This window comes from Streptomyces sp. NPDC029014 (genome assembly GCF_055564695.1).
Map to the genome: position 1 here is coordinate 26,724 of NZ_JBVHVT010000069.1, position 20,944 is coordinate 47,667.

The following is a 20,944-nucleotide window of genomic DNA, read 5'->3' on the forward strand; positions in this document are numbered from 1 at the left end:
GCAAGGAACCACTACGCGACATTCACCCTCCCCCAGACTCCGTCCGGGGGGACCCCCACCCAACGGGCAAGGAACCACTACGCGACATTCACCCTCCCCCAGACTCCGTCCGGGGGGACCCCCACCCAACGGGCAAGGAACTACTACGCGACATTCACCCGTTGTCCCGGAGGCGCCGCCTCCAGCCAGGCCAGGAAACCGGTCAACGCGTCCTCGCTCATCGCCAGCTCCAGACGGGTACCCCGATGGGTACAGCCGAGCACGACGGCGTCGGACAGCAGGGCCAGCTCCTCCTCGCCCTCCGGGGCGCGGCGCGAGACCACCTCGATGGAATCCCGCTCCAGCAGCCGGCGCGGCCGCGGCGAGTAGGAGAAGACGCGGAACCAGTCGATGCGGTCACCGCTGTACCGGGCGACCCCGTACACCCAGCCCTTGCCGGACAGGTCCGGCATGTCGGCCACACCCCAGCGCAGGGAACAGTCGAAGGTGCCGCCGGAGCGCTGGATCAGTCTGCGGCGCAGCCCGAAGACGAACAGGCCGATCACCACCAGGGCTACGACCAGGCCGCTCACAAGCAGAGCGAGGAGCATCTTCACCGACCTCCTCGCTCATCGACGTGCAGCACGTGAAAAAGGGACGTACATCGCCTCAGCCGCGACCCGTGCCGGAAAATTCCGGAACGGACCGCGGCTGAGGTCTCAAACCTGTTCGGTACGGGGCTCAGCGCCCCGCGACCGCGCGCAGCCGGACATCCGCGCGACGCTCGGCGGCCGCATCGGCCTCCGACTTCGCGCGCTCCAGTGCCCGCTCCGCCCGCTGGACGTCGATCTCGTCCGCGAGCTCGGCGATCTCGGCCAGCATGGACAGCTTGTTGTCCGCGAACGAGATGAATCCGCCGTGCACCGCGGCGAGGACAGTGCCGCCCTCGCTGGTACGGATGGTCACCGGGCCCGATTCCAGCACACCGAGAAGCGGCTGGTGACCGGGCATGACGCCGATGTCGCCGGACGTGGTGCGGGCGACGACCAGGGTGGCCTCACCGGACCAGACACTACGGTCCGCCGCGACCAGCTCGACGTGCAGCTCAGCAGCCAAGGTGGCTCCTCGGGTCACCACCCGGCGGGTCAGCCGGGTGTTGGGTCAAATTCTAATGGGCGTGGGGAGGGGGACGGGACACACCCGCCCCTCTCCTGGCTCCCTCCCGGCGGTGGCCGGGAGGGAACTGCGAACCGACGGGCGCTCCGCAGAGCGCGCCGGATCAGGAGACGCCCAGCTCCTTGGCGTTGGCCTTCAGGTCCTCGAGGCCACCGCACATGAAGAACGCCTGCTCCGGGAAGTGGTCGAACTCACCGTCGCAGATCGCGTTGAACGCGGCGATCGACTCGTCGAGCGGAACGTCCGAACCGTCCACACCGGTGAACTGCTTCGCCGCGTGGGTGTTCTGGGACAGGAAGCGCTCGACACGACGGGCACGGTGGACAACGAGCTTGTCCTCCTCGCCCAGCTCGTCGATACCGAGGATCGCGATGATGTCCTGGAGGTCCTTGTACTTCTGCAGGATCCCCTTGACGCGGGTCGCGGCCTCGTAGTGGTCCTTCGCGATGTACCGCGGGTCGAGGATGCGGGACGAGGAGTCCAGCGGGTCCACGGCCGGGTAGATGCCCTTCTCGGAGATCGGACGGGACAGAACCGTCGTCGCGTCGAGGTGGGCGAAGGTGGTCGCCGGCGCCGGGTCGGTGAGGTCGTCGGCGGGAACGTAGATCGCCTGCATCGAGGTGATCGAGTGACCACGGGTCGAGGTGATGCGCTCCTGGAGGAGACCCATCTCGTCGGCCAGGTTCGGCTGGTAACCCACCGCGGAGGGCATGCGGCCGAGCAGGGTCGAGACCTCGGAACCGGCCTGCGTGAAGCGGAAGATGTTGTCGATGAAGAACAGCACGTCCTGCTTCTGCACATCGCGGAAGTACTCCGCCATGGTCAGACCGGCCAGGGCGACGCGCAGACGGGTGCCCGGGGGCTCGTCCATCTGGCCGAAGACCAGCGCGGTCTTGTCCAGAACGCCGGACTCTTCCATCTCGGCGATGAGGTCGTTGCCCTCACGGGTGCGCTCACCCACGCCGGCGAAGACGGAAACACCCTCGTGCAGCTTCGCCACACGCATGATCATTTCCTGGATCAGAACGGTCTTGCCGACACCGGCACCACCGAACAGACCGATCTTTCCACCCTTGACGTACGGGGTGAGGAGGTCGACGACCTTGAGGCCCGTCTCGAACATCTCGGTCTTCGACTCGAGGTCCTCGAACTTCGGGGCCGTGCGGTGGATCGCCCAACGCTCGGACTCGGTGCCGTTGGCCTCGGGCTCGTTCAGCACCTCACCGAGGGTGTTGAACACCTTGCCCTTGGTGAAGTCACCGACCGGGACGGTGATGCCCGTGCCCGTGTCGGTCACCACGGCCTGGCGGACCAGACCGTCGGTGGGCTGCATGGAGATGGCGCGGACCACGCCGTCACCGAGGTGCTGCGCGACCTCGAGGGTCAGCGTCTTGAGCGCGCCCTCCTCGGCCGGGTCGGCAACCTGGACGGTCAGCGCGTTGTAGATCTCCGGCATGGCGTCGACGGGGAACTCCACGTCGACGACGGGGCCGATGACCCGCGCGATGCGGCCGGTGGCAGCGGCCACTGCGTTATCGGTAGACGTCGTCACTTACTTGTCACTCCCCGCGTTCGCGTCGGCCAGGGCTGCGGAGCCACCGACGATCTCGCTGATTTCCTGGGTGATTTCGGCCTGGCGGGCCGCGTTGGCAAGCCGGGAGAGGCTCTTGATGAGCTCACCGGCGTTGTCGGTCGCCGACTTCATCGCACGGCGGCGGGCGGCGTGCTCAGAAGCAGCGGCCTGCAGCAGCGCGTTGTACACGCGGCTCTCGACGTAGCGCGGCAGCAGGGCGTCGAGGACGTCCTCCGCCGACGGCTCGAAGTCGAACAGGGGCAGGACTTCGCCCTTGCCCGCCGTCTCCTCCTGCGCCTTCTCAAGGCTGAGCGGCAGCATCCGGTCGTCCACCGGGTTCTGCGTCATCATCGACACGAACTCCGTGTAGACGATGTGCAGCTCGTCCACGCCACCCTCGGCCGTCTCCTGGGAGATGGCCTCGATGAGCGGTGCGGCCACGGCCTTCGCGTTCGCGTAGCTCGGGCTGTCGGTGAAGCCGGTCCAGCTGTCCGTGACCTTGCGCTCACGGAAGCTGAAGTAGGCGAGACCCTTGCGGCCGACGATGTAGTGGTCGACCTCCTTGCCCTCGCTGCGCAGCCGCTCCGTCAGCCGGTCCGCCGCCTTGATGGCGTTGGACGAGTAGCCGCCGGCCAGACCACGGTCGCTCGTGAGCAGCAGCACGGCCGCACGCACCGGGGCCTCGGCCCCGGTGGTGAGCGGGTGCTTGGCGTTGGACCCCGTCGCCACCGCGGTCACCGCACGGGTGAGCTCGGTCGCGTACGGCATGGAGGCCGCCACCCGGCGCTGCGCCTTGACGATGCGCGAGGCGGCGATCATCTCCATCGCCTTGGTGATCTTCTTGGTCGCGGTAACGGATCGGATGCGACGCTTGTAGACCCGGAGCTGGGCTCCCATGAGTCAGGTCCCTTCCGTCGTTACTTGGCCACCGGCGCGTCTTCGCCCAGAAGCTTGCCGTCCGAGGTCTCGAACTGCTTCTTGAAGTCGGCGATCGCGTCGGCGACGGACTGCAGGGTGTCGTCCGACATCTTGCCGCCCTCGCGGATCGAGGTGAGGAGCTCCTTGCGGTTGTGGCGCAGGTGCTCCAGCAGCTCGGACTCGAAGCGGCGGATGTCCTCGACCGGGACGTCGTCCATCTTGCCGGTGGTGCCGGCCCAGATGGAGACGACCTGCTCCTGCACCGGCATCGGCTGGTACTGGCCCTGCTTCAGCAGCTCGACCATGCGCTTGCCGCGCTCCAGCGCGGACTTCGACGCGGCGTCCAGGTCGGAACCGAAGGCGGCGAACGCCTCCAGCTCGCGGTACTGGGCGAGGTCCACGCGCAGGCGGCCGGAGATCTGCTTCATGGCCTTGTGCTGGGCGGAGCCACCGACGCGGGAGACCGAGATACCGACGTTCAGGGCCGGACGCTGGCCGGCGTTGAACAGGTCGGACTCCAGGAAGCACTGGCCGTCGGTGATGGAGATGACGTTGGTCGGGATGAACGCCGAGACGTCGTTGGCCTTGGTCTCGACGATCGGCAGACCGGTCATCGAACCGGCACCCATCTCGTCGGAGAGCTTGGCGCAGCGCTCCAGCAGGCGGGAGTGCAGGTAGAAGACGTCACCCGGGTAGGCCTCACGGCCCGGCGGGCGGCGCAGCAGCAGGGACACGGCGCGGTAGGCGTCGGCCTGCTTCGACAGGTCGTCGAAGACGATCAGGACGTGCTTGCCCTGGTACATCCAGTGCTGACCGATGGCGGAACCGGTGTACGGCGCCAGGTACTTGAAGCCGGCCGGGTCCGACGCCGGGGCGGCGACGATGGTCGTGTACTCCAGGGCACCCGCCTCTTCCAGCGCGGCGCGCACGGAAGCGATGGTGGAGCCCTTCTGGCCGATGGCGACGTAGATGCAGCGGACCTGCTTGTTGACGTCGCCCGAGCGCCAGTTGTCGCGCTGGTTGATGATCGTGTCGACGGCCAGGGCGGTCTTGCCCGTCTGGCGGTCGCCGATGATCAGCTGACGCTGGCCGCGGCCGACCGGCGTCATCGCGTCGACGGCCTTGTAGCCCGTCTCCATGGGCTCGTGCACGGACTTGCGCGCCATGACGCCCGGGGCCTGCAGCTCGAGGGCGCGGCGGCCCTCGGTCGCGATCTCGCCGAGGCCGTCGATCGGGTTGCCGAGCGGGTCGACAACGCGGCCGAGGTAGCCCTCGCCGACGCCGACGGAGAGCACCTCACCGGTGCGCTGCACCGGCTGGCCCTCCTCGATACCGCTGAACTCGCCGAGGACGATGGCACCGATCTCGCGCTCCTCGAGGTTGAGGGCGAGGCCGAGGGTGCCGTCCTCGAACTTCAGCAGCTCGTTCGCCATGGTGGAGGGCAGACCCTCCACCTTCGCGATGCCGTCACCGGCAACGCTGACCGTGCCGACCTCCTCGCGCGAGGCCGCGTCCGGCTGGTACGACTGGACAAAGGTCTCCAGTGCGTCCCGGATCTCCTCCGGCCGGATCGTGAGCTCCGCCATCTGGGTTCCCTGCTCTCCTTGTTGGGCCCGAAGTTTCTTAGGGGTCTGGGGGCGACCCCCAGGAATCTTCTGCAAGTTCTGCACGGCCCAACCGGGCCGCTAGGAATGCTGTGTTTCTTTAGGTGACTGCTGCGGCTGTCAGCCGGCCATGCGGCGGGCGGCCTCGGTCAGCCGGCTCATGGTCGAGCCGTCGATGACCTCGTCGCCGACCTGCACCACGATCCCGCCGAGGACTTCGGGGTCCACGTCGAGGTTCAGGTGCATCTCGCGGCCGTACAGCTTGGCCAGCACCGCGCCGAGACGCTGCTTCTGCACGTCGCTGAGCGGAACCGCGGTGGTCACGGTGGCGACCATGCGGTTGCGGCGCTCGGCGGCGAGCTTGGAAAGGGACTCGAGTCCCGCTTCCAGGCTACGTCCACGCGGGTGGGTGACCAGTCGCGTCACCAGGCGCTCGGTGGCGGCGGTCGCCTTGCCGCCGAGCAGGCTGCGCAGCAGCTCGCTCTTGGCGGAGGCGGTCGCCTTGCGGTCGGTCAGGGCCGCGCGCAGCTCGGTGCTCGAGGCGAGGATCCGGCCGAAGCGGAACACCTCGTCCTCGACGTCGTCGAGCGCGCCGGCCTTCTGCGCGGCGGTGAGGTCGGCGGTGGCCGCCAGCTCCTCCAGTGCGTCCACCAGGTCGCGGGACTGCGACCAGCGGGAGCGCACCATGCCGGACAGCAGGTCGAGGGTCTCCCCGCCCACCTGCCCGCCCAGCAGCCGCGCGGCCAGCTCGGCCTTGGCCTCGCCCGGCTGCGCCGGGTCCGTGAGGACCCGACGCAGCGAGACCTCGCGGTCGAGCAGCGCGGTGACGGCGGCCAGCTCACCGGCGAGCTTCGCCGCGTCGACGGACGTCGTGTCCGTCAGCGCGTCGAGACGCTCGCGGGAGGCGTGCAGCGCCTCGCGGCTCGCTCCGTTCATCGGGCGGCCTCGGCCTTCGCCTCGAGCTCGTCGAGGAACCGGTCGATGGTGCGGCTCTGCCGGGCGTGGTCCTCGAGGGACTCACCGACGAGCTTGCCGGCCAGGTCGGTGGCGAGCTTGCCCACGTCCTGGCGCAGCGCCTGCGAGGCGGCCTTGCGGTCGGCCTCGATCTGGGCGTGGCCGGCAGCGATGATCTCCTCACGCTGCCGCTGGCCCTCTGCGCGCAGTTCTTCCTTGAGCGCAGTGCCCTGCTCCAGCGCGTCCTGGCGCAGGCGAGCGGCCTCGTGCCGGGCCTCGGCGAGCTGGGCCTTGTACTGCTCCAGCACGCTCTGAGCCTCGGTCTGTGCCGCCTCGGCCTTCTCCATACCGCCCTCGATGGCCTCGCGGCGCTCGTCCAGAACCTTGTTGATGTTCGGGAGGAGCTTCTTCGCGAGGAAGCCGAAGACGATGACGAAGGCGATCAGGCCGATGACCAGCTCAGGGATCGGCGGGATGAGCGGGTTTTCCCGCTCGGCTGCGAGAACCAGGAGGTTCACATCAGTGCCTTTCGTCGGATCGGTCTACGTCGTGGAGTTCGTCTTAGTAGACGAACGGCATGACCAGACCGATGAGGGCGAGCGCCTCACAGAAGGCGAAGCCGAGGATCTGGTTGGCACGGATCAGACCGGCAGCCTCGGGCTGACGGGCAAGCGCCTGGGTGCCGTTACCGAAGATGATGCCGACGCCGACGCCCGGGCCGATGGCCGCGAGACCGTAACCGATGGAGCTGAGGGAGCCGGTGATCTCGGTGGCAGCGAGCACGTTGGACATGCCGTTATTCCTTCTCTTTCACGGATCCGATGGGGGTTGGCCATCGGACGACAGGGGGAGTGTGAGCGGGCGGACCGTGCTCAGTGGTGCTCGGCGAGCGCGCCCTGGATGAAGCTGCAGGCCAGGAGGACGAAGACGTACGCCTGGACAGCCTGGATGAAGAGCTCGAAGGCGGTCATCACGATGACCATCACGAAGGACACGCCCGCGTAGGCGATGCCGATGCCGTTCAGCAGGTACCAGCTGGCGATCGTGAAGAGCAGCAGCAGGGTGTGGCCGGCGAACATGTTCGCGAACAGTCGGACCGCGTGGGTGAAGGGGCGGACCAGGACGTTCGAGAAGAACTCGATGACCATGACCAGCGGCAGGATGCCACCGAGGGACTTGTCGTAGCCGGTGATGTTCTTGAAGCCGCCGACGAAGCCGTGGCGCTTGAAGGTCACGGACATCCACATGACGTAGATGACCAGGGCCAGGACGGCCGGGTAGGCGATGATCGAGGTCACCGGGAACTGGGCGATCGGAATGATCGACCAGAGGTTCATCATCCAGACGAAGAAGAACGTCGCGACCATGAAGGGGACATACTTCTCGCCCTCCTTCTTACCGAGCGTCTCGTAGACGATGCCGCGGCGGACGAAGTCGTACCCGGCCTCGGCGACCATCTGGAGCTTGCCCGGGACGACCTGCGGCTTGCGGAACGCAGCCCAGAAGAAGCCGACGACGATGATCGAGCCCAGCAGCGCCAGGAGCATCGGCTTGTTGAAGTACAGGTTGCTCTCGGCGTCGCCCCACAGCGGCTCGAAGAGGAACGAGTGCAGGCCCGGACCCGGGAAGCCACATCCGTCGAAGATGTGACAGTCGGTCTCGAAAGCGAGCACCTGCGTCGGGTCACTCACCGCGGACTCCTTCAGCGTGGCGCATAGGTACGGCAACCTCGTTGTGTCGGCGCGGCAGACGGCCGCGGTTCGGCACTGGACTGGTGTTACAGATGATGGGGCGGCGTTCAGGCATCGAGCCTCGCGATGGAACAGGCGTCAGCTCGGATGCCCGCGCCCGCAGTGCCGCAGTTGGCACCGGACGATAGCAGGATCTCGAACGCGCCTTTATCCCGGCCCTACCCCTCACGACTTCGGCCCCGAGTTTTCGGGCTTGTCGCCCTTCACCGAGTCCGGTTCGACGTAGAGGATCTTGGCCTTCATATGAGCACGCGTCTGCGCCGCGATCCACACCAGGGTGGTCGCGACCAGCGTGATGGCGAAGGCCTTCGGGTTGAACAACGTGGTGTTCTTGAACACGGCGACAAAGACGAACAACAGAAGGATCTGCGTCGTGTAGAGCATCAGCCCCATTGCCTGGAACAGCTGCGGCAGTGATTTCGCCGTGCGTTGCAGGACGACGAAGCCGATGCCCATGAAGAGCATCACGACCACCGTGGCGATGGCTGCGCCGAGGGCACCCTTGCCGCCGGCGAGCACGGCACTGACGGTCACGGCGACTGCGCCGGCGACAGCAGTGGGCACTGCGGCGTGCAGGAGAGATCGGGCGTCATCAGACAGCATGGCGCTTTGGCTCCGCGGTGGTGGTGGGGCACGGACTCGTACGGGACTCGTACGGGAAGAGCGTAGGCCCGGTCCGAGAGAGAACCTCGAGCCAAAGGGCCGTCGCACTACGGTCCTTCGGCTGTGTCGCCGGGTTTAGTGAACGGTATCACAAACTATTTGATGAGAGCTTTACCTGGGGGGTGTGCCGACTGTCACACATGAGTGTGAACCCGCCCGTGTGTGCGCGACAACCCCTCGGCTTGTGTGCTAATGGCGCCCCATGTCCGACATGCCCCGTGGGCGTCAGCGCGTCGTTTCGGCCTTACGCCGGTCGGGGAAGCGCGAACGGGGGCCCACGGCGGTCGCTCCGTTGACGCCCGAGACACCGACGGCGATCCGCCGGGCGGGTTCGGGCTCGCGGCCCGAGGCGTCCAGCGCTGCGGCCTCGGCGGCCCGCTCCGCGTGCCGGTAGCGCGGCGGGACCAGGAACTCGGCCCAGCGCGGGGTACGCGGCCTGAAGCGCGGCAGGAGCAGCAGGATCAGGCCGACGGCGCTCAGGGCCACGATGACGAGCACGATCCACATCGAGGCCGAGTGCACCGAGTAGGCCACCGCACCGAACGCGATCAGGCCGGACCAGAAGTACATGATCAGCACGGCGCGGCTGTGCGAGTGGCCGAGTTCCAGCAGCCGGTGGTGCAGGTGCCCGCGGTCCGCCGCGAACGGCGACTGGCCCTTCCAGGTGCGCCGCACGATGGCCAGGATCAGGTCGGCCATCGGGATCGCGATGATCGTCAGCGGCAGCAGCAGCGGGATGAAGACCGGGAGCATCGCGTGCGTCGCGTTGCGCTCACCGCCGGCGAACAGGGCCATCGTGTCCGGGTCGACCTGCCCGGTGATCGAGATCGCGCCGGCTGCGAGGACCAGACCGATGAGCATCGAACCGGAGTCGCCCATGAAGATCCGCGCGGGGTGCATGTTGTGCGGCAGGAAGCCCAGGCACATGCCCATCAGGATCGCCGAGAAGAGGGTCGCCGGCGCCGCCGCCTCGATCCCGTACCCGAACCAGATCCGGTACGCGTAGAGGAAGAACGCCGCGGAGGCGATGCACACCATGCCCGCGGCCAGGCCGTCGAGGCCGTCGACGAAGTTCACCGCGTTGATGGTGATGACCACCAGGGCCACCGTGAGCAGGTTGCCCTGCCACTGGGTGAGCGCGACCGTCCCGATCCACGGGACGGGGATCCACAGCATGGTCAGGCCCTGCATGACCATCACGCCGGCGGCGATCATCTGCGCGCCGAGCTTGATCAGGGCGTCGATCTCGAACTTGTCGTCGAGCACGCCGATCAGCCAGATCAGGGCGGCCCCGGAGAGCAGGGCCCGCGGCTCGTTCGACAGCTCGAAGACGCCGTTGAGGTTGCGCAGGTGGTCGGCGACCAGCAGGCCCGCGCACAGCCCGCCGAACATGGCGATGCCGCCGAGCCGCGGGGTGGGCTCGCGGTGCACGTCGCGGGCGCGGATCTCCGGCATCGCGCCGGCCGCGATCGCGAACCTCCGCACGGGCCCGGTGAGCAGGTAGGTCACCGCCACCGTGACGCAAAGCGTCAGCAGATATTCACGCACGGGCTGCCCCAGATGTATCGCCGGCCATCTCAGCCCCACACATTAGCTGCGATGTCCCCGTTGGCGAGGACGTAAGGAACCCCGGCGGCGGTTGCACTACGCCCCACTTGCCCCGATTACCCACCGTAAGGGGGAAAGGACCGAGCCAGATCGGCCACTTCCGTGCGGGTTTTCGCCGCCTCCCCCTGCAGCGCCGCGGTGAACAGCGCCGCGATCCGCGCCATCTCCGGCTCCCGCATGCCCTGGGTGGTCACGGCCGCCGTGCCCAGGCGGATCCCGCGCTGGTCCCCGTACGGCAGGGCGCAGGTGTCCAGGACGATCCCCGCCGCGGCGAGCCGGCCGCGGGCGGTGGGACCGTCGATGCCGAGGGGCGCCGGGTCGGCGGTGATCAGGTGCGTGTCCGTGCCGCCGGTCGTCACGGCGAACCCGTGCGCGGTCAGCGCCTCCGCGAGCACGCGGGCGTTGGCCACCACCCGGTGGGCGTACGTGGTGAACGCCGGCCGGGCCGCCTCGCCGAACGCGACGGCCTTGGCGGCGATGGTGTGCATCTGGGCGCCGCCCTGGGTGAACGGGAACACCGCCCGGTCGATCCGCTCGGCGAACTCCGCACCGCACAGGACCATCCCGCCGCGGGGGCCGCGCAGCACCTTGTGGGTGGTGGCGCACACGATGTCGGCGTACGGGACGGGGCTGGGCGCCGCCCCGCCGGCGACGAGCCCGATCGGGTGGGCGGCGTCCGCGATGAGGTAGGCCCCCACCTCGTCGGCGATCTCCCGGAAGACCGAGTACTCGGGATGGCGCGGGTAGGAGATCGAACCGCACACGACGGCCTTCGGCCGGTGCGTGCGCGCCAACTGCTGTACCTGGTGGTAGTCGATCAGGCCGGTCTCGGCGTCGACGCCGTAGCCGACGAAGTCGAACCAGCGGCCGGAGAAGTTCGCCGGGGAGCCGTGCGTGAGGTGCCCGCCGTACGCGAGGCCCATCGCCAGCACGGTGTCCCCCGGCCGCAGCAGCGCGGCGTACGCGGCCAGGACGGCGGCGGATCCCGAGTGCGGCTGGACGTTGGCGTGTTCGACCCCGAACAGGGCCCGGGCCCGCTCGGCGGCGGTCCGCTCGGCGAGGTCGGCGTACTCGCAGCCGCCGTGGTAGCGGTTGCCCGGGTAGCCCTCGGCGTACTTGTTGGCCAGCGGCGAGCCGAGGGCCGCGAGGACGGCGGGTGAGGTGAAGTTCTCGGCGGCGATCAGCTGCAGCGTGGTGGCCTGCCGCTGCGCCTCCCCGGCGAGCACGTCGGCCATCTGCGGGTCCTGCTGCCGCAACAGGTCCGGGGGCGGGGTGATGACGCTCATGGCGCGACTCCAGTGGCGGTACCGGGTACCGCCACTGTAGGCCCGCGGGGGCCGTCGCGCGCTGCGGGACGCCCCGGGGTCCCCCGGAGACGTCAACGGGCCCGCAGGCCCCCCGCCAGGCCTACGACGAAGATGATCAGCGCGAGGGCGTGACGCCCGTCAGGGCCGTGACGACGGGGTCGAGGGCCTGGTCGGCCCCTCCTCCACGCGCCCCTCGCACCACTCGGCCCCGAGGGGGCCTCCCGGGCTTCGGCCCGCTGCGCCGGCCTCCGGCCGCCGGCCACCCCGGCGGGGATCAGCGCGAGGGCGTGACGCCCGTCAGGGCCGTGACGACGGGGTCGAGGGCCTGGTTGATCTCGTCGCCGATCGAGCGGAAGAACGTGATGGGCGCCCCGTACGGGTCGTGCACCTCGTCCGCGTCCTGCGAGGGGGCCAGCAGCCAGCCGCGCAGCGCCGCCGCGGCGCGGACCAGCGCTCGCGCGCGCTCGACGACGCCGTCGTCCAGCGGCGGCAGCGTCGCCGGGTCTATCGCCCGTACCAGGCGGGTGAACTCCTTCAGCGTGAACGTCCGCAGCCCGGCCGAGTGCCCCATGGAGATGACCTGCGCCCGGTGGTCCCGGGTGGCGGTCAGCACCAGGTCGGCGCGTATGACGTGCTCGTCGAGGAGCTCGCGCCCGGTGAAGCCGGTGGCGTCCGCACCGAAGTCGGCGAGCACGGCCGCCGCGTTCGCCTCCATCGGGGCGCCCTCGTGGCCCCATGTGCCGGCGCTCTCCACGATCAGGCTGCTCGCCGGGACGTCGCCCAGGCGGTGCGCCAGCGCATGCCGCGTCAGCCGCTCGGTGATGGGCGAGCGGCACACGTTGCCGGTGCTGACGTGGAGGATGCGGAAGGTGCCCCCGCCGTCGGCTATGCCACGCCCCCGAGGGCTCACGGGGCCACCTCGAGGTCGGGTACGACCTCCCGCAGCTGCTCGGCGGTCAGCGCCCCCTCGCGCAGCAGGACGGGGACCTTCCCGGTGACGTCGACGATCGAGGACGGCTGGATGCCGGGGGTGGGCCCGCCGTCCAGGTACACCGACACGGAGTCGCCGAGCATCGCGCGCGCCGCGTCGCAGTCCTCGGGCGCCGGGTGGCCGGTCAGGTTGGCGGAGGACACGGCCATCGGGCCGACCTCGGTCAGCAGCTCGATCGCGACGGGGTGCAGCGGCATGCGCACGGCCACCGTGCCCCGGGTCTCGCCCAGGTCCCACGCCAGCGAGGGCTGGTGCTTGGCGACGAGGGTCAGCGCGCCCGGCCAGAAGGCGTCGACGAGTTCCCACGCCTGCTCGGAGAAGTCCGTGACCAGGCCGTGCAGGGTGTTCGGGGAGCCGATGAGCACCGGGGTGGGCATGTTGCGGCCCCTGCCCTTGGCGGCGAGCAGGTCGCCGACGGCCTCCGCGCTGAAGGCGTCCGCACCGATCCCGTACAGGGTGTCGGTGGGCAGCACGACCAGCTCGCCGCGGCGCACGGCGGATGCGGCTTCACGCAGGCCCGTCGCGCGGTCCGTCGCGTCGTTGCAGTCGTATCGCCGGGCCATCAGCGGGCCTCCTCGTGCAGCAGGTGGGTGGCGGGAAGGGGGGCGCTCACGGCAGCGCCTTGCGGGCGGTCGCGAAGCGCGGGCGGTTGTTGAGGTCGGGGTGGTCGGCGGCGTCGGCCCAGCCCCGCTCCTCGGCGAAGATCCACGGCACCTGGCCGCCCTGGGTGTCGGCGTGCTCGATGACGACGATGCCGCCGGGCCGCAGCAGCCGGTGGGCGGTCCGCTCGATGCCGCGGATGGTGTCGAGGCCGTCCTCGCCGGAGAAGAGCGCCATCTCCGGGTCGTGGTCGCGGGCCTCGGGGGCGACGTACTCCCACTCGGTGAGCGGGATGTACGGCGGGTTGGAGATCACCAGGTCGACCTGGCCGTCCAGCTCGGGCAGGGCCTCCAGGGCGTCGCCGTGGTGCACGGTGACCCGTGAGCCCTCGGCGTTCTTGCGGGCCCAGCCCAGGGCGTCCTCCGACAGCTCCACGGCGTGCACGCGCGAGCGCGGCACCTCCTGGGCCATGGCGAGGGCGATGGCCCCGGACCCGGTGCACAGGTCCACGATCAGCGGCTCGACGACGTCCATCGCCCGGACGGCCTGTATGGCCCAGTCCACGACCGACTCGGTCTCGGGCCGGGGCACGAACACCCCGGGTCCGACCTGGAGCTCCAGGTACCGGAAGAAGGCGCGCCCGGTGATGTGCTGGAGCGGCTCGCGCGCCTCGCGGCGGGCGACGGCCTCCCAGTAGCGGGCGTCGAAGTCCGCGTCCTTGACGTGGTGCAGTTCCCCCCGTTTGACGCCGTGGACGAAGGCCGCGAGCTCCTCGGCGTCGAAGCGCGGTGAGGGCACGCCTGCGGCGGCCAGCCGCTGGGTGGCCTGGGCCACCTCGGCAAGCAGCAAGTTCACGCTGGTCCTCCGGGCTTGCTGTCGTACGGGGGGAGGGGGGTCAGTTCGGGTTCGCGGCCGCGAGCTTGGCGGCCGAGTCCGTGTCGACGCAGGACTGGATGACCGGGTCGAGGTCGCCGTCGAGCACCTGGTCCAAGTTGTACGCCTTGAAACCGGTCCGGTGGTCCGAGAGCCGGTTCTCCGGGAAGTTGTACGTGCGGATCTTCTCGGACCGGTCGACGGTGCGGACCTGGCTGCGGCGGGCGTCGGCCGCCTCCTGCTCGGCCGCTTCCTGGGCGGCGGCCAGCAGGCGGGAGCGCAGGATGCGCATGGCCTGCTCCTTGTTCTGGAGCTGGCTCTTCTCGTTCTGGCAGGACGCGACCACGCCGGTGGGCAGGTGCGTGATGCGGACGGCGGAGTCCGTGGTGTTGACGGACTGGCCACCGGGACCGGAGGAACGGTACACGTCGATGCGGAGGTCGTTCGCGTTGATCTCGACCTCGACCTCCTCGGCCTCCGGGGTGACGAGCACGCCGGCGGCGGAGGTGTGGATGCGGCCCTGGGACTCGGTGGCCGGCACGCGCTGGACGCGGTGCACGCCGCCCTCGTACTTCAGACGGGCCCAGACGCCCTGGCCGGGCTCGGTGGCACCGTTGCCGCCCTTGGTGCGGACGGAGACCTGGACGTCCTTGTAGCCGCCGAGCTCGGACTCGGTGGAGTCGATGATCTCGGTCTTCCAGCCCACGCGCTCGGCGTAGCGCAGGTACATGCGCAGCAGGTCGCCGGCGAACAGGGCGGACTCGTCGCCGCCCGCGCCCGCCTTGATCTCCAGGAGCACGTCCTTGTCGTCGCTGGGGTCGCGCGGGACGAGCAGCAGACGGAGCTTCTCCGTGAGCTCCTCGCGGTGCGCGGTCAGCTCCTTGACCTCGGCAGCGAAGTCGGGGTCGTCGGCGGCGAACTCCTTCGCCGTCTCGATGTCGTCCGCCGACTGCTTCCACGCCCGGTAGGTGGCGATGATCGGGGTCAGCTCCGCGTAGCGCTTGTTCAGCTTGCGCGCGTTGGCCTGATCGGAGAAGACCGAAGGGTCGGCGAGCTTCTTCTCGAGGTCGGCGTGCTCGCCGACCAGTTCCTCGACCGCCTCGAACATCGGGGGCTCCTGGGGTGAAAAGTACGAAAAAAGGGCTGCGGGACGACAAAGGCGCCGGCCCGGCCGCGCCCGCGTGAGCGGGGTGCGGCCGGGGTCCGGCGCCGTGGGCTCGCTACTTCGAGCCGGCAGCCTTGCCGAAGCGGGCCTCGAAGCGGGCGACACGGCCACCGGTGTCGAGGATCTTCTGCTTGCCCGTGTAGAACGGGTGGCACTCGGAGCAGACCTCGGCACGGATGGTGCCCTCGGTCAGGGTGCTACGGGTGGTGAACGACGCGCCGCAGGTGCAGCTGACCTGGGTCTCGACGTACTCGGGGTGAACATCGCGCTTCAAGGTGTCTCCTAGATTCGGGAGGGCGCCGGGTCGCAGGGGCCGAATTGCCGCGTGCGTGAACCGGGGCCGACAGACCAGTCTGCCAGGACCGGGCTGCCTGACAAAATTTCGGGAACGCCCTCCTCAACCAGGAGGGTCCGGCATCTATTCCGCCGGCGGATCCACCGGCCACAGCACTAGCGGACGATGTCGCCGGCCGGGCTCTTGTCGCCGGCGGAGTTGGCGGTGGCCTCGGCCGGGACCGGCTGCTCGGCCAGCAGGGCGTCCCAGACCATCTTGGACTCCTTGGTGAGCGGCGCGACGCGGTTCGGGTCGTAGCGGTCCGTGGTCACCGGCAGGGTGATCATCTGCATGTTGTGGGAGTCGATGCCCTGCAGGCTCTGGGCGAAGCCCATGAGGGACTTCACGTCGCCGAGCGACTTGTCGGTGGTGAGCGCCTTGGTGCCGGTGTCGGCGAGGTCGAGCAGCCGCTTGGGGTTGTCGAAGATGCCGATGCCCTTGACCTGCTTGATCAGGGCCTTGATGAAGGCCTGCTGGAGTTGTATTCGGCCGAGGTCGCTGCCGTCGCCGACGCTCTTGCGGGTGCGGACCAGGCCGAGGGCCTGCTCGCCGCCCAGGCGGTTGGTGCCGGCCGGGAGGTTGAGGTGGCTGCCGTCGTCCTTGATCGGCTTGGTGGTGGTCACCTCGACGCCGCCGAGGTTGTCGATGATCTTCTTGAAGCCCGTGAAGTCGACCTCGATGTAGTGGTCCATGCGGATCCCCGACATCTTCTCGACGGTCTTCACCGCGCAGGCCGCCCCGCCGATGGTGAACGACTCGTTGAACTGCGAGCGCGAGCTGCCGCGGTCGGTCTTGCCGTCGCTCGTCGCGCACGAGGGGCGGTTGACCATGGTGTCGCGCGGGATCGACACGACGGTGGCCTTCTTGTGGCCCTCGTACAGGTGGACGATCATCGCGGTGTCGGAGCGGGCCGAGCCGCCGTCGTCGCGGCCGTACTCGCCGTTGGCGCCGGCGCGGGAGTCGGAGCCGAGGACGAGGATGTCCATCGAACCGTTGTCCACGTTCTGGGGACGGTCCGCGCCGAGCGCCTGGTCGATGTCGACGGTCTTCAGATTGCCGCTGATCTTGAAGTAGAACCAGCCGAGTCCCGCCCCGCCGAGGAGAACCACGCCGGCCGCGCTCCAGGCGACCACGGCCAGGGCCTTGCGCTTGGCCGGTTTCTGTCGGCGCCGGTCCGCGGCGGCGCGCCGCCCCTCGCCCCTGCTCTCCTCGCTCATGCTCTCCTCAGTCCTGGGTGCGGGCCCCGCCGTCCGTCCGGCTCCGGGCTACCCCCGCCTGCCCCTGACACAGACGGGCGAACGCCCCCGTGGGTTCCACGGTCCGGCCGCAGCGGGCGCGCGCGGGCAGCCGGTGTGGCGAAGCTCGCACCGGCGCCCCTGGGACGGGCGTGACGGCAGCGTCGGAAGGGGCTTCCGGGGCCGCAGGGGCCGCGCTGTACGGCCGTACGCGCACGGCCGTACCCGGGTGTGCCCGTACCGGCCCCGCAGCCCCGTACGGGCGGACGACGCGGGACCGCCCCCGCCGCGGCTGCGGTGGGGGCGGTCCCGGTGGAGTTGCCTCGACGGAGGTCAGTCGTCGTTCTTGCCCGACGGGGTCGTCTTGGCGATCTGCATCAGGAACTCGGCGTTCGACTTCGTCTGCTTCATCTTGTCGAGCAGGAGCTCGATGGCCTGCTGCGAGTCGAGCGCGTGCAGCACCCGGCGCAGCTTCCAGACGATGGAGAGCTCCTCGCTGTTGAGGAGGATCTCCTCCTTGCGGGTGCCCGACGGGTCGACGTCGACGGCCGGGAAGATGCGCTTGTCGGCGAGCTTCCGGTCGAGCTTGAGCTCCATGTTGCCGGTGCCCTTGAACTCCTCGAAGATCACCTCGTCCATGCGCGAGCCGGTGTCGACGAGCGCGGTGGCCAGGATGGTCAGCGAGCCGCCGTCCTCGATGTTGCGCGCGGCACCGAAGAAGCGCTTCGGCGGGTACAGCGCGGTCGAGTCGACACCACCGGACAGGATGCGGCCGGAGGCGGGCGCCGCGAGGTTGTACGCGCGGCCCAGACGGGTGATGGAGTCCAGCAGGACGACCACGTCGTGACCCAGCTCGACGAGGCGCTTGGCGCGCTCGATGGCCAGCTCGGCGACGGTGGTGTGGTCCTCGGCCGGGCGGTCGAAGGTCGAGGAGATGACCTCGCCCTTGACCGACCGCTGCATGTCGGTGACCTCTTCCGGACGCTCGTCGACGAGGACGACCATCAGGTGGCACTCGGGGTTGTTGGTGGTGATCGCGTTGGCGATCGCCTGCATGATCATGGTCTTGCCGGTCTTCGGCGGGGCCACGATCAGACCGCGCTGGCCCTTGCCGATCGGCGACACCAGGTCGATGATGCGCGTCGTCAGCACGCCCGGGTCGGTCTCCAGGCGGAGCCGGTCCTGCGGGTAGAGCGGGGTCAGCTTCTGGAACTCGGGGCGGCCGCGACCGGATTCGGGCGCCATGCCGTTGACGGAGTCCAGGCGCACCAGCGCGTTGAACTTCTCGCGGCGCTCGCCGTCCTTGGGCTGGCGCACGGCACCGGTGACGTGGTCACCCTTGCGCAGGCCGGCCTTGCGGACCTGGGCGAGGGAGACGTACACGTCGTTGGGGCCGGGCAGGTAGCCCGAGGTCCGGATGAACGCGTAGTTGTCGAGGATGTCGAGGATGCCCGCGACGGGGATCAGCACGTCGTCGTCGGCGACCTGCGGCTCGCCCGGCGCGAACTCGTCGCGGCCGCGACGGCCCCGGCGGTCGCGGTAGCGGCCGCGACGGCCGCGACGGCCGCCCTCGTCGTCGAAGTCGTCCTGCGGCCCGGCGTCCTGGCGGCCCTGCTGACCGCCCTGCTGACCGCCCTGCTGGCCCTGACCGCGGCCGCCGCCCTGCTGGCGGTCACCCCGACCGCCGCCCTGGCCCTGGCCCGGGGCGCCCTGGCCCTGCTCGTCGGTCTTGGTGCCGCGCTCGCGGCGGTCGCGCTGGCGGTCACCGCGCTCGCGGCGGTCGCGGCGGCTGCGGCCCTCGCCCTCCTGGCCGGGCGCGGAGACGGCGGTGGCGGCCTCGGCCTTGGTCTCGGCGGGCGCGGCGGCCGTGGCGGTCTCGGCCTTGGCCTCGACGGTCACGGTGGCGGCGGCGGCGTTCTCCGGGCTGCCGGAGGGGGCGGTGGCGCGGCGACGGCGACGCTCGCCGGCCGGGGCCTCCTCGGCCTCGTTCGTGCGGGAGGTGCCCCCGGCCGGCTGGCCCGGGATCTCGATCTGCGCCGGTGCGGCGGCGGGCTTCTCCGCGGGCGCCTCGGCGGCGGCCTCGCCCGTACGGGCCTTGCTGGTGGCGCGGCGCTTCGGCTTGGCCTCGGCGGCGTCGGCGGCGGGGGCCGCGGCCTTGGCGGTGCTGCCGCCCGCCTGCGCCTCCTTGATGACCTCGATCAGCTGGCTCTTGCGCATGCGCGCGGTGCCCCTGATACCGAGGCCCGACGCGACCTGCTGCAGCTCGGCCAGGACCATGCCCTCGAGGCCGGTGCCGGAGCGGCGGCGCTTGGGCGCGGAGGCCGCGGCGGGAGCGCTGGTGTCGACAGAGGTGTCGGCAGCGCCCATCAGATCGGTGGTGTCGCTCACGAAGGGTCCTTCCCTGGAGCGGACGTCGGCCTGTCTGGCTCGGCGACCGGTTGTGCTGTCCGTCAGCAGTCCTAGGTGTGTGGACTGTGCCGGGGCGGTTGTCCGCCGGTAGAGGTACGGCGGAGAGAAACGTGCATAAGTGGTTCCGGCGAGAGGCCCCCGTGCTGGAAGCGTGGGAAATTCACGCCGATTCCGATTCCGGAGCGTGCTCGAAACTGCCGGAAGAGATCAAAGCAGTCGGGGAGGCTCCCGGAAGAAAGGTGGTCCCGGATGGGGACACTGAGCGCCGAGCCAAGGCGGCTTCGGCTGCGCACTTGAGAGTAACACTACCGGATCCAACAGATATTCCCCCTCTCAATCACCGGCAATCGCGCCGTCCGCGCGGGCGGCCTGCCCCGGCCGCCCGCCCCATGACCGGCCAGCCCTCAGGGCCGGCCGCCCTGGGTTCCCAGCGGAAGTACGCTCGCGCCCGCGGCGTCGAGGGCCAGCCGGTTGGCCGCCCATCCCTCGCCCGCGAGCTGCGCGACCTTGTCGGCCGCGACGCCTTCGACCAGCGCGAGGACCGTGGGGCCCGCGCCGGAGATGACCGCGGGGATCCCGTCCGCCCGCAGTCGGTTGACGAGTGCCACGCTCTCGGGCATCGCCGGGGACCGGTACTCCTGGTGGAGCCGGTCTTCGGTGGCCGGCAGCAGCAGCTCGGGACGCCTGGTCAGGGCCTCGACGAGCAGAGCCGCGCGGCCCGCGTTGACGGCCGCGTCCACGTGCGGGACGGTGCGCGGCAGCAGGCCGCGCGCGGTCTCGGTGAGGACGGGCTTGGAGGGGACGAAGACCACCGGAACGATGGAACCGGAGGGCTCCATGCGGATGGCCTTGGCGCTGCCGCCGTCCATCCAGGCCAGGGTGAAGCCGCCGAGCAGACAGGCGGCGACGTTGTCGGGGTGGCCCTCGATCTCGGTGGCCAGTTCCAGCAGGGCCGCGTCGTCGAGACGGGCCTCCCCGCCTATCGTGACGGCGCGGGCGGCGACGATTCCGGCGCAGATGGCGGCGGAGGAGGAGCCGAGGCCGCGGCCGTGCGGGATGCGGTTGGCGCAGACGACCTCCAGGCCGCGCGGCTGTCCGCCCAGCAGGTCGAAGGCGGTGCGCATGGAGCGTACGAGCAGGTGGTTCTCGTCCCGCGGGAGGGTGTCGGCGCCCTCACCCGCGATGTCGATGTCGAGGCCGGAGTCGGCCACCCGGACGACCACGTCGTCGTAGAGCCCCAGGGCCAGCCCGAGGGCGTCGAAGCCCGGGCCGAGGTTGGCACTGCTGGCGGGGACGCGCACCCGTACGGCGGCGGCGCGGAACGCTGGACCGGCCATCGTCCGATGACACTCCTTGTGACTGTGCGAGAAGTTCGCTGCGAATGTACTGGAGAAGGTACGACACCCGGAGGCCCTCGGGGCGGCACCGCGGTCATATGCGCGGTGGCGGATGTCAGTACAGCGTATCGAAGGAAGGTTCTCCCGCGACATAGGGCGCACAGGAGGCGCACGATGCGTGTCGCGTCCCGGGGCCCCCGATCCCCTTGGGTTTTGCCGTCGTACGACCCGAGTTGCCGGGTTCCGCGGGGCGTCCGGAGCGGATCCGGAACGACCGGGAAGACCCCGGAAGGAGCCGGAATCCGGCAACTCGGCGCGGACGGACCGGGCTTCGACGGCGCCGTGACGGATCCTCAGCGCCTGCCCCGGGGGGGGGGGGGGGGGGGGGGGGGGGGGGGGGGGGGGGGGGGGGGGGAGAGGAGGGGGGGGGGGGGAGGGGAGAGTTGCACTTCCCTCCCGCCGTGGTG

General features: G+C 70.2%; 20 protein-coding genes. All 20 read right to left on the reverse strand.

Translation table 11 applies throughout. The annotated features are described in order from the left end of the window. Window positions 1–143: 143 nt before the first annotated feature. On the reverse strand, window positions 144–590 hold the full coding sequence (locus ACZ4VL_RS30185; RefSeq protein WP_468206160.1) for a DUF2550 domain-containing protein: 447 nt from the start codon (window positions 588–590) through the stop codon (window positions 144–146). A 130-nt stretch (window positions 591–720) separates the two neighbouring features. Then, entirely contained in the window at window positions 721–1,095 is a 375-nt protein-coding gene (locus ACZ4VL_RS30190) for a F0F1 ATP synthase subunit epsilon (RefSeq protein WP_468206162.1), read from the reverse strand. A gap of 163 nt (window positions 1,096–1,258) precedes the next feature. Continuing rightward, window positions 1,259–2,707 carry a F0F1 ATP synthase subunit beta gene (gene atpD, locus ACZ4VL_RS30195; RefSeq protein ID WP_361088887.1) on the reverse strand — a complete coding sequence of 483 codons (1,449 nt, stop codon included), beginning with the start codon at window positions 2,705–2,707 and terminating at the stop codon, window positions 1,259–1,261. Beyond that, window positions 2,708–3,625, reverse strand: coding sequence for a F0F1 ATP synthase subunit gamma (locus tag ACZ4VL_RS30200; protein WP_468206165.1), 918 nt, complete (start codon window positions 3,623–3,625; stop codon window positions 2,708–2,710). A 20-nt stretch (window positions 3,626–3,645) separates the two neighbouring features. Next, window positions 3,646–5,232, reverse strand: coding sequence for a F0F1 ATP synthase subunit alpha (gene atpA, locus ACZ4VL_RS30205; RefSeq protein WP_361088891.1), 1,587 nt, complete (start codon window positions 5,230–5,232; stop codon window positions 3,646–3,648). 138 nt (window positions 5,233–5,370) lie between these two features. Continuing rightward, window positions 5,371–6,186 carry a F0F1 ATP synthase subunit delta gene (locus ACZ4VL_RS30210; RefSeq protein WP_468206168.1) on the reverse strand — a complete coding sequence of 272 codons (816 nt, stop codon included), beginning with the start codon at window positions 6,184–6,186 and terminating at the stop codon, window positions 5,371–5,373. Beyond that, window positions 6,183–6,722, reverse strand: a complete 540-nt coding sequence (locus ACZ4VL_RS30215) for a F0F1 ATP synthase subunit B (protein ID WP_361088895.1) — start codon at window positions 6,720–6,722, stop codon at window positions 6,183–6,185. The genes ACZ4VL_RS30210 and ACZ4VL_RS30215 overlap by 4 nt, the downstream gene beginning before the upstream one ends. Before the next feature lie 43 nt (window positions 6,723–6,765). Then, on the reverse strand, window positions 6,766–6,996 hold the full coding sequence (atpE, locus tag ACZ4VL_RS30220; RefSeq protein ID WP_125645699.1) for an ATP synthase F0 subunit C: 231 nt from the start codon (window positions 6,994–6,996) through the stop codon (window positions 6,766–6,768). Between the two features lie 80 nt (window positions 6,997–7,076). Then, window positions 7,077–7,910: a F0F1 ATP synthase subunit A gene (gene atpB, locus ACZ4VL_RS30225; protein WP_468206183.1), complete on the reverse strand. Its 834-nt coding sequence runs from the start codon at window positions 7,908–7,910 to the stop codon at window positions 7,077–7,079. 210 nt (window positions 7,911–8,120) lie between these two features. After that, window positions 8,121–8,558 (reverse strand): hypothetical protein, encoded by a 438-nt coding sequence (locus ACZ4VL_RS30230; RefSeq protein ID WP_361088897.1) that lies wholly within the window; start codon window positions 8,556–8,558, stop codon window positions 8,121–8,123. 285 nt (window positions 8,559–8,843) lie between these two features. Then, a complete protein-coding gene (locus tag ACZ4VL_RS30235) occupies window positions 8,844–10,178 on the reverse strand; it encodes an MraY family glycosyltransferase (RefSeq protein ID WP_468206185.1) in 1,335 nt (444 codons plus the stop codon). 104 nt (window positions 10,179–10,282) lie between these two features. Continuing rightward, entirely contained in the window at window positions 10,283–11,512 is a 1,230-nt protein-coding gene (locus tag ACZ4VL_RS30240) for a serine hydroxymethyltransferase (protein WP_361088899.1), read from the reverse strand. A gap of 295 nt (window positions 11,513–11,807) precedes the next feature. After that, on the reverse strand, window positions 11,808–12,443 hold the full coding sequence (locus tag ACZ4VL_RS30245; protein WP_361088901.1) for an arsenate reductase/protein-tyrosine-phosphatase family protein: 636 nt from the start codon (window positions 12,441–12,443) through the stop codon (window positions 11,808–11,810). Then, a complete protein-coding gene (locus ACZ4VL_RS30250; protein ID WP_360637101.1) occupies window positions 12,440–13,087 on the reverse strand; it encodes an L-threonylcarbamoyladenylate synthase in 648 nt (215 codons plus the stop codon). The genes ACZ4VL_RS30245 and ACZ4VL_RS30250 overlap by 4 nt, the downstream gene beginning before the upstream one ends. A gap of 46 nt (window positions 13,088–13,133) precedes the next feature. Continuing rightward, window positions 13,134–13,979: a peptide chain release factor N(5)-glutamine methyltransferase gene (gene prmC / locus ACZ4VL_RS30255; RefSeq protein WP_361088903.1), complete on the reverse strand. Its 846-nt coding sequence runs from the start codon at window positions 13,977–13,979 to the stop codon at window positions 13,134–13,136. A gap of 40 nt (window positions 13,980–14,019) precedes the next feature. Continuing rightward, window positions 14,020–15,105, reverse strand: a complete 1,086-nt coding sequence (gene prfA / locus ACZ4VL_RS30260) for a peptide chain release factor 1 (RefSeq protein ID WP_468206174.1) — start codon at window positions 15,103–15,105, stop codon at window positions 14,020–14,022. A gap of 112 nt (window positions 15,106–15,217) precedes the next feature. Next, the gene (rpmE, locus tag ACZ4VL_RS30265) at window positions 15,218–15,436 is read right to left on the reverse strand and encodes a 50S ribosomal protein L31 (RefSeq protein WP_030153765.1); all 219 of its coding nucleotides are present in this window, start codon (window positions 15,434–15,436) and stop codon (window positions 15,218–15,220) included. Between the two features lie 176 nt (window positions 15,437–15,612). Next, window positions 15,613–16,713 (reverse strand): LCP family protein, encoded by a 1,101-nt coding sequence (locus ACZ4VL_RS30270; RefSeq protein WP_468206176.1) that lies wholly within the window; start codon window positions 16,711–16,713, stop codon window positions 15,613–15,615. Window positions 16,714–17,064: 351 nt separating this feature from the next. Further along, entirely contained in the window at window positions 17,065–19,119 is a 2,055-nt protein-coding gene (rho, locus tag ACZ4VL_RS30275; protein WP_468206178.1) for a transcription termination factor Rho, read from the reverse strand. Window positions 19,120–19,544: 425 nt separating this feature from the next. Beyond that, window positions 19,545–20,477 (reverse strand): homoserine kinase, encoded by a 933-nt coding sequence (gene thrB / locus ACZ4VL_RS30280; protein ID WP_468206180.1) that lies wholly within the window; start codon window positions 20,475–20,477, stop codon window positions 19,545–19,547. Window positions 20,478–20,944: the final 467 nt, after the last annotated feature.